10 protein-coding genes are annotated in these 8,526 nt (G+C 68.2%); all 10 read left to right on the top strand.

Features of this window, described 5'->3' with window-relative positions; translation table 11 throughout:
* Window positions 1-131: 131 nt before the first annotated feature.
* The 10 genes from ACZ38L_RS37340 (at window position 132) to ACZ38L_RS37295 (ending at window position 7,874) form a co-directional block, all read left to right on the top strand.
* A complete protein-coding gene (locus ACZ38L_RS37340; RefSeq protein WP_465702157.1) occupies window positions 132-791 on the top strand; it encodes a hypothetical protein in 660 nt (219 codons plus the stop codon).
* A gap of 201 nt (window positions 792-992) precedes the next feature.
* Window positions 993-2,120 carry a class V lanthionine synthetase subunit LxmK gene (gene lxmK / locus ACZ38L_RS37335; RefSeq protein WP_465702155.1) on the top strand — a complete coding sequence of 376 codons (1,128 nt, stop codon included), beginning with the start codon at window positions 993-995 and terminating at the stop codon, window positions 2,118-2,120.
* Window positions 2,120-3,061 carry a T3SS effector HopA1 family protein gene (locus ACZ38L_RS37330; RefSeq protein WP_465702153.1) on the top strand — a complete coding sequence of 314 codons (942 nt, stop codon included), beginning with the start codon at window positions 2,120-2,122 and terminating at the stop codon, window positions 3,059-3,061. Before lxmK ends, ACZ38L_RS37330 begins: the two co-directional genes overlap by 1 nt.
* Before the next feature lie 50 nt (window positions 3,062-3,111).
* Window positions 3,112-3,501: a transposase gene (locus ACZ38L_RS37325; RefSeq protein ID WP_465702151.1), complete on the top strand. Its 390-nt coding sequence runs from the start codon at window positions 3,112-3,114 to the stop codon at window positions 3,499-3,501.
* Window positions 3,502-3,688: 187 nt separating this feature from the next.
* Entirely contained in the window at window positions 3,689-3,868 is a 180-nt protein-coding gene (locus ACZ38L_RS37320) for an LxmA leader domain family RiPP (RefSeq protein ID WP_465702149.1), read from the top strand.
* 28 nt (window positions 3,869-3,896) lie between these two features.
* The gene (locus ACZ38L_RS37315) at window positions 3,897-4,919 is read left to right on the top strand and encodes an LLM class flavin-dependent oxidoreductase (RefSeq protein ID WP_465702147.1); all 1,023 of its coding nucleotides are present in this window, start codon (window positions 3,897-3,899) and stop codon (window positions 4,917-4,919) included.
* Window positions 4,909-5,514: a flavoprotein gene (locus ACZ38L_RS37310; RefSeq protein ID WP_465702145.1), complete on the top strand. Its 606-nt coding sequence runs from the start codon at window positions 4,909-4,911 to the stop codon at window positions 5,512-5,514. Before ACZ38L_RS37315 ends, ACZ38L_RS37310 begins: the two co-directional genes overlap by 11 nt.
* The gene (locus tag ACZ38L_RS37305) at window positions 5,511-6,422 is read left to right on the top strand and encodes a hypothetical protein (RefSeq protein ID WP_465702144.1); all 912 of its coding nucleotides are present in this window, start codon (window positions 5,511-5,513) and stop codon (window positions 6,420-6,422) included. Before ACZ38L_RS37310 ends, ACZ38L_RS37305 begins: the two co-directional genes overlap by 4 nt.
* Window positions 6,423-6,837: 415 nt before the next feature.
* Window positions 6,838-7,068: a hypothetical protein gene (locus ACZ38L_RS37300; protein ID WP_465702142.1), complete on the top strand. Its 231-nt coding sequence runs from the start codon at window positions 6,838-6,840 to the stop codon at window positions 7,066-7,068.
* A complete protein-coding gene (locus tag ACZ38L_RS37295; RefSeq protein ID WP_465702140.1) occupies window positions 7,065-7,874 on the top strand; it encodes a phosphotransferase enzyme family protein in 810 nt (269 codons plus the stop codon). The genes ACZ38L_RS37300 and ACZ38L_RS37295 overlap by 4 nt, the downstream gene beginning before the upstream one ends.
* Window positions 7,875-8,526: the final 652 nt, after the last annotated feature.

Genomic DNA, 8,526 nt, shown 5'->3' with positions numbered 1-8,526 from the left:
CCCCCCCCCCCCCCCCCCCCCCCCCCCCCCCCCCCCCCCCCCCCCCCCCCCCCCCCCCCCCCCCCCCCCCCCCCCCCCCCCCCCCCCCCCCCCGGCGGTGGCGCAGGCCGCCGCACTACCGCGGCCTGCTCATGCTGTGGCGTGATGCGATCGCGATGCTCTCGGCGCCGGCCCAGGCCGGCTGGGGACTGGCGTGGTGGATCGGTGCGCTGGCGGTCTCGTCGCTGGCGTCCACCGCGAGGACCCCCGCGCACTCCATGGGCGGTGTGCTGTGCGCGTTGCTGTGCGGGTACCTGGCGGCCGCACAGTGGGTTGAGCCGGCGCGGACGGACTCGGACGACCTGCGCCGCTCCCGGCTCCTGCCGTACTCGTACCCCTCGCTAGTGCTGCGGCACGCTCTGCTGCCGATCGCCGTGCTGGTGGGGTTGGGGCTCTTGGGGTGTAGCGGCGCGGCCTTGCTGGGCCGACCGGTCACGCCGGTGGCGGCGATGGCCGCGGCGGCACCCACATTGGTGGCGGCGGCACTGGTGTCGGCCAATCGCGGGAGCATCCCGCCATCGCTGTTCATCGGCGGGGAGACCGCCCTGGGGAATACCGCACCGTTGCAGGTACTGCTGTGGTACATCCGTGCCCCGCTGGCCGCCTGTTGTGTGCTGGCTCCGCCAGTCCGGGTGTTGGCGCTGGGAACGGGCGGCACGACAGTGCTCCTTCCCGTCGGTGTCATCGCGCTGACCGTGGCCCTGGGCTACTGGTGGGTCTGGCATCGCGCTCGACGGCTGTACCGGCAATAGCCCGAAAAGGCTCGGGGCACCCGGAGGCACAGCCCGGAGAAAGCTGCCCGTTTTTCGGGAGTTTCCTTCGGGGTGGGACTGGAAACCATACGAACCATCTGGGGAACAGTCTTGCTGCACATGGAATGCTTGGGGTACGTTACTGCTGCCGCGGCCTTACCGTGGCAGCAGTGGAAAAGAACTTCATCGCAGGGGGGTCTGATGATGAGTACTGTCGGCAATAATCTGACCGGTGGCCAGAGAGATCGCTCGGCATTCCGTAAGATGCCGACCCGGTGGGCGTCGAACGTGGGCGGCGTCGCCCTGCTGAAGCAGCTCGGGATTGGCGACCTGGACCAGGACAGCATTTTCTCCTATCCAGGCAGGAACGAGAACTGGGCTGGTGTCACCTCCGGTGGTACGGACATTTTCGTCAAACGGGTCGGCGGCAGCCGGGAAGCCTCGGCGCAGCGCCTGGATCGAGTCCTTTCCTTCGAACGCCTCGCGCCGCCCGAGCTCCGCCGACCTCGGCTGCTGGGACACGACCGCGATTCTCGGACTCTGGTGTTCGAGCACCTGTCTTCGGCGCGGTCCGGCAGTGAGGCCGCCGGTGATCAGGAATTCACCGTGGAGATGTCCATCGCGACTGGCAGTGCGGTCGGCCGGCTGCATTCTCTGGAAATTCCTAGATCCGAGCAGCTGGAATTAACTCCTTTTCCGTTCCCGCCACTCCCCGTGCTGGACGCGCTGCCCTTAGCTGACTTCCTGGCCAGCAGTTTTGGCGCCCTGCAGGCCTGGGGCCTGATGCAGTCCGACGATCAGCTCGTCGACGCGATCAGGGACCTACGCGAGCAGGAAGCGCGGGCGCCCCGGGTACCCTCTCACGGCGACCTCCGGCTGGATCAGCTGATTCTTAGCTCGGGCCAGCTCTACCTGAGCGACTGGGAGGAGTTCCGCCTCGCCGATCCGGCCCGTGACGTCGGCAGCTACGCGGGAGACTGGCTGTACCGCGCTGTCCTCGGCATCCAGAAGGCCCGTGACGGGGCCGCGACGCTTTCCCTTGAGCCCACCCATGAGGAGGTGCTGGCCCGCGCAGTGGCGGGCTTGGCAGAGGTGCGTCCGCACATCACGGCCTTCTGGACCGCCTACCGCGCCGAAGTTGGCGGCATCGACCCCCTGCTGGCCAGCCGCGCGACCGCCTTCGCCGGTTGGCACCTACTGGACCGGCTGATCGCCGGGGCCCAGGAGAGCGCGCGCGTCGGTGCCCTCGAACGTGCTGCCGCCGGAGTCGGTCGAACCGCCCTCATGAGTCCATCGCGTTTCGTCGACACGCTCGGGCTGGAGAACTGATGACCGCTGTCGAACAAACACTCCTGCCCGCTTCGCTGTTCCGCACGCTGAAGACGGTAACCGTCGACCCGAGTGGTCGGCACGCCTCGGTCGATGGCATCGACTTCGAGGCCGATGACGCCCAGGAACTGCGCCGGCTCCTGGGGAACGCCCTGTACGAGCTCCTGCATGTGGGCATGCGCTTCAGCGAACAGGAGCGGCCGCGCACCCTGCGTGAACCGGCCTTCGAGAAACTCCTCGCCGCTGCAGTACCGCACAAGGAGTCGGTGGCCACGGCGCGCGTGGTCGAGCGGCGCGTGGACGAGTACATCGTCCGGTACGCCGGCGTCCGGCTGCGTCTGCCTGTTGAACGGCTCGTCTCCAGCTCACCGCAGGGAGCAGCGGTTATCCGGCTGCCGGCCAGCCGTCCCGCCCTCTCTCCCGGTTTCTTCCTGGTCGACGGTTCCCGAGGACGGCCCGACGGTCCACTCCAGCGCCTCTACGTGCACATCACCCGGCCCGATGCCGCCCCCGACATCTGGCGGTCGGTTCTTGAGCGAATGGAGGATCTGCGGATTCGCTACCGGGCCAAGGTGTCTTCCGCTACCCGCTTCTATCCTCGACGCGACGCACTGGTGATCTACTTTGGCGTGGACGCGACCTCGGCGCCGGAGACGGTGACCGAGGCGGTGGCGACAATGGCGGGGCTGGGGCAGGAGACCTCGGCCTTCGCTCTCCGCCTCGCCCCGGGCGTGGCGCTAGCCAGCGAGCCCGCAGATTCGCGATCCGGCATGCGCGGACTCAGCTTCGGGCAGCACCGCGCCAGCGTGATCGCGGACGCCCTGATCGCGTGGGCGGTCAATCCGGGCACCGCGACCCGGGAGGAGACCGTACGAACTGCCTTGGAGGCGGCCAGCATCGATCCAGGCGCCCCACACCGGAACATTGCGGCGTCACGATGACTCACGGACCCGCGTCCCAAAAGGAGTTCGTGTTTTGTTACGGGAGTGCCATGGAGTCGATCACCGAGCGGCTCGTGCCCACCGACCTGTGGACGAGCCTCAGCAGAACCATCCCGCAGCAGTCCGTCCGACGGCAGGGTGGTGGCCGCCTGCGGGCCGATGACCGTGAGGTCCTTGCCGCCATCATCTTCGTGACCTTAACCGGTTCCACCTGGCGTCAGCTGCCCGCGTGCTTCGGCCCGTCCTGGCAGACCGTCTACCGCCGCTTCGCGGAGTGGAGTGCCATCGGCCTATGGGACGAATGGTCCGTCTTGCTGCGACACATTCCGCTTTCGCCCGAGACGACCTGTTGGTGGACAACTGTCCTGCAGGCTCTCGCGGCCAGAACAAGCGGTCCTCGCCCGGCCCTTGCCGCCGCGCGAATGCCGCAGGCCTCGTAGGCAGCGCCGAGGTTTTCTGCCGCCAGGCTGGCCTCTGTTTCCTGAGCCTCCCAGCCATATGAAACAGGGGCTGTCAAATGAAACAGGAAGTCACTTGCACGCCCGAAAGGCATCTGGTCTGATGATCAGGCGGTCGGTTCACCGAAATGGCCGGCCGACTTTCGCTCTCACTTGTCAGGAGGAAAATATGGATTCCCAGGAGCTCATGGCCGGCTACTCCATCTACACGGACGCTGCGGAGATCGGTGCCAGTGCGGCCAGCGCCGCGCCGGCCACCACCCCGATCTCCTCGACCGTCGTCTCGTCCGAGGGCTGCGTCGTCGTGAGCGCCGCCTCAGTTTCCGAGACGTTCGACCACGGCTGCTGAGTTCGGCAGTCAGCCCCGGCAAGCATTCTTGCCGGGGCTCGCTCTTTCATTCTGTCCGTTCACACCGCGGATGTGGCACGTGAAGATCTCCGTTATTTTTCCCTGTATGCCAGCGCGCATGGACGCGGTACTCCCCTTCGCGGAACTCGTCGCGGAGTCGGCCAAATCGCGATTGTGGGTGGGACAATCCATGTCCCTGGAGTCCCACCAGATGCTTGCCTACCTGGCAGGCGCCGGATTCCGGATTCCGACCGGCGTCAGCGTCACTCTCATGCCGCTTCGTCATCCGTTCGAGGCGGCGATTCAGGCTCGTTCCGTGGCCGTGCTGACCGGCCAGCCGACGGTGGCCGGCTTCGGGGTCGGATCGGTGGGATTCCAGCGAGGTCTCCGGGGGGCGCCCTACGGCAGCCCGTTGACCGCCGCTCGCGAATACCTCTCCACAGTGCGACGGCTTTTGGACGAGGGACGGGCCGACGAGAGCGGCACGTACGTCCACATGCGTGGCAGCCTGCCGGCCGTGCAGCATCCACCGGTCGAGGTCGGCGCCGGCGTGCTGCGCCAGGGCATGGCGCGGGTCGCCGGCTCGGTAGCCGATGCCGCCATCACCTGGCTGACGCCGGCCCGGTATCTGGCCGACCACATCGTGCCCGCCCTCGCTGAGGGGGCAGCCGACCGACCCATGCCGCCACGGCTCGTCGCTGTCGTCCACGCCGCGCTGGCCGCTCCGGGCAGAAATCCCGAACAACTCGCTCTCACGGCCGCTCGCGCGCACCTGAGCACGCCGCACTACACCGACATGCTCGCCCAGGCAGGCCTGCGGGTCGACCCCGCGGATCCAGCGGCCGGGGCCGGCGAAATGGTCCGCTCCGGCCTGTTCGCGTACGGGGACCCGGACGCCGTGGCGGAGCAATTTGACGCCTACGCCCAGGCTGGCGTCGACGAGCTGGTGCTCAACCCGGCCGGCGTGCTGCTCAGTTTGGGCCCGTGGGCCGCGGCCGAGGACGTGGCAGCGATCGTACGCGCCTACTCGGAGCGAACCCGTGAACGCTGAGGCCACCGCCCCCGACCAGTACACCGGGCGCCGACTGTTGATCATCGGCAGCGGCGCGATCGGCGTAGGTTTCCTGCCGTTCTGGCTCAACTGGCTCAACCAGACGCAACCGGACCTTGCCGTGCGCATCATCCTGACCCGCAGCGCCGAACGCTTCGTCTCCCGCCAGACGCTTATGTCCATCGGCGGCGGTGGAGTCCACGAGGATCGCTGGCCCGACGACCCGACCCCCATCGCCCAGCATGTCGAGTGGGCACAGTGGCCCGACGGCATCGCCGTCTACCCGGCCTGCTTTAACTTCATCAGCCGGTTCGCCCTCGGTATGGGCGACAGCCCGGCCATGCTGGCGCTCCAGTGCACCAGCGCGGCCGTCGCCCTGGCACCTGCCCTGCCACCCGGCGGACATCGCAACCCTGTGTTGAGTCGGCACCTCACGTCGCTTCAGGAACGCACGAATCTCTGCGTGGTACCGCCGCACCCCGGGACCAGCGGAACCACAGGCCGTAAGGACGCCATGGTGGCGGCGCCGTTTCCAACCGTGCTCGCGGCTCTCGAAGCCAGGCGTCGGCACTGCGCCGCCGAGGAGCCGCTGTGAAGGCCGAGGGAACCCTGCTTCGCGAGTACGGCACCACGCGCATCCGCACCGCTGTTTACCAGGGCCCGGCAGACGCCTTCACCTGGGTGCGACGCGCGGGCACCGCCCACCCGGGCCCACTGGCACCAGTGCATCGCCACATCCTGGAAGCCCTGCGGCAGGCCGATCCGACCAGCCATCACCTGGTGACTGCGCACGCCGCCCGGACCGACGGGCTTCACTACCGGGTTCCCGGCCCGCTCTCCGTGGCGCGCCTGCTGACCGGACTGAGCCCCAGGGCGCTCAGTGACGGATGGCAGCAGGTGGCGACCGGCCTTCGCCCGGTCGCTGAGGCATTGAGCCGGCTCAACCAGATACCACCTCCGCCACAGGCCGCTGCCGGACCACCGGCCCTAGTACGAACCGTGCGATGGCTGGGGTCCGGAGGCGAGAGCGGCCATGCCGCTCTGCTGCACGGCCACCTGACGGCGCGCCTAGGCAGCGCGCGGATCCGCGCCCTCCGTGCGTGGGGACGGCATGCCCTGCACACCTCGACCTTCCTCGTCCACGGTAATCCGAGCCTCGGCCTGATGAGCTTGGCACCGACCACGCCGAGGGCCAGCCTGCTTGCCGGCGAGGAGGTCGCTCGTGGGCCGCAGCACTACGACCTCGGCTGGATCGTCGGCGAGCTGACCGAGCTTCACTCCCAGGCCCTCCGGCACCAGGAGCTTGACCGGGCGCAGGCACTCGCCCACCTGCGGCAGGTACTGCTTGCCGCAGCCGGGGTCTCGCTCGATGACGCCGTGGCACGCATCGCCGTCCTGCGCACCGTGACGCACCTGTACGACTTCGCTGTGTACGTCGGCTGGCACGAAAGCCTCCTAGAACACCTTCACGATCTGGTCCCGCGTCTGGATGCGGCGCGGTAGACGAGGGACGACAGAACACCATGAAGTTCCCCCAAGGCCGGGAAGTTAACGTTCATCGCTGCTCGTCGCCGCAGGCCTGCGCGACTCCTACTTCACCGACGGCGGCCGTCGCGCCCGCAACCTGGAAGTCACCTTCACCGGCCTCCTACGAGCCGACTTCTCCATCGACTGAGCCAACCACTGATTTCTTCGGCTCTGCAATCTGACGCCGGACCACCTGCAGGTCGGTGGAAAGCACACGCACCTGATGCTCGGCCGTCACCCCGTCCTGCTGCCCTCACGACTGGCTGGGCTGCTACAACAGCTGGCGGACGAGCCCTTGCCCGGCTCACGGTCTCTGTTCGCGCAGGCCACCGCAGGCCCCCGATTGCTGTTCCCGGGCCTGGTACCGGGGAAGCCCATCTCGACCCACGCCATGACGCAGAAGCTCAACCGCCACGGAATCTCGGTCCGCGCGGCCCGCAACTCCGCCCTCGCGGCCCTCGCCGCCGACCTCCCCAGCCCCATCCTCGCCGACCTGACCGGCATGCACCGCCACACCGCTATCCGCTGGGTCACCTACGCCCGGCGTGACTGGGCTGAGTACCTCGCAGCCCGGGCCGACGATGCTCGTCAACCCGGGCGAAACCAGAAGGAGTCTTCATGACAGCATCAAGGCGGACGGACGAAGAAGCCCTGGCTGGAGGCGGCGTCAACCATGTCGTGCGGATCGGCTCGACTGTTCGCCGGCCAGTGGGACCGTGGACCCACACGGTCCACGCTCTGCTTGATCACCTGAAGGCGGCAGGGTTCGCCGGTGCCCCACGAGCTCACGGCTTCGATACCGATGGCCGGGAGATCCTCGATTTCCTCCCTGGCCACGTCGCCAACTACCCGTTGCCGGATTACGTGCGATCAGACGCAACCCTGCAGGCCGTGGCGGTGATGTTGCGCGACTACCACGACGCCACTCTCAGTTTCACTCCTGCGGCGGACGCCAGCTGGTATTTGCCCAGCCGCGAGCCAGCCGAGGTGATCTGCCACGGCGACATCGCTCCCTACAACTGCGTCTTCCGCGACGGGAGGCCGGTCGCGTTCATCGACTTCGACACCGCCCATCCCGGTCCTCGTATCTGGGACCTCGCCTACGCCGCCTATCGGTTCGTCCCCCTCACCGATCCAGGCAACGCCGACTTCACCCTGCCCGTCGAGGAGCAGGCCCGCCGACTCCGACTCTTCGCAGACGCCTACCGGCTTGACGACAACGATCGCGCAGCGCTGGCCGACACGGCCCGGGACCGCTTGGAACACCTGGTCCGTCACATGCATAAACAAGCCGACGACGGCACCGCCGCATTCACCGAGCACATCGCGGCAGGACACGACTCGCTCTACAGCACCGACGCGGCGCACATCGCCCGCCACGCAGCACTCTTCATGACAGCGTTGAGGCGAAGCGACTCACAGTGGTGAACCTCGGCTGGCTAGGACGATGTAGCTGGCCCCACCCTGTGACGGCTTGAACTGGGAGCAGCTGGGTGAGTATTCGCGGCCACTGTGACGGTTCGAAGTGGCCCCACCAATGCTGGCCGCCGGCGGTCTGCTTGAATCCGGGCATGGCGGATTGGTCGAAGCTCAGCGACGCGCTCGGTTCCGTGGAGGGTGTGCCAGCCCTGCTTGACCGGTTCGAGGCCGACCCGCGGGGTGTCTGGTCGGAGCTGATGGACCGGTTGTGCCCACAGCTCGACACGGCGTTCTCGGCGAGTTTCGCGGCGCTTCCCCGGCTTGCCGAGATGGCGGCCCGGCCGGGAACCCGAGGAGCGGCACTGGGTCCTGTTCGCGGCGGGTCCGATCGTGTCGTCAGCGCGGCGATCGGCCGAAGGCGTTGCCGCGCTGGAGGTCTACTCGTCGGAGATCGCGGGGCTCGCGCGGCTCACCGGGGATTGCCTCCGTCTGCCGCTGGACATGGAGGACTACGTCGGGCTGCTCCAGATGGCCCTGGCCTTCGAGGACGTCGAGGTCTGGGACGGCGCCTCGCCATAGGAGCCGGAGCCGTCGCGGCAGACGTACTCGGCTCCGGGGTGCTCGCGCAGCCAGGCGACCAGGGTCTGGGTGGTGCGGTCGG

This window comes from Kitasatospora sp. NPDC024654 (genome assembly GCF_055559155.1).
This window is presented reverse-complemented; position numbering and strand designations above follow the sequence as displayed.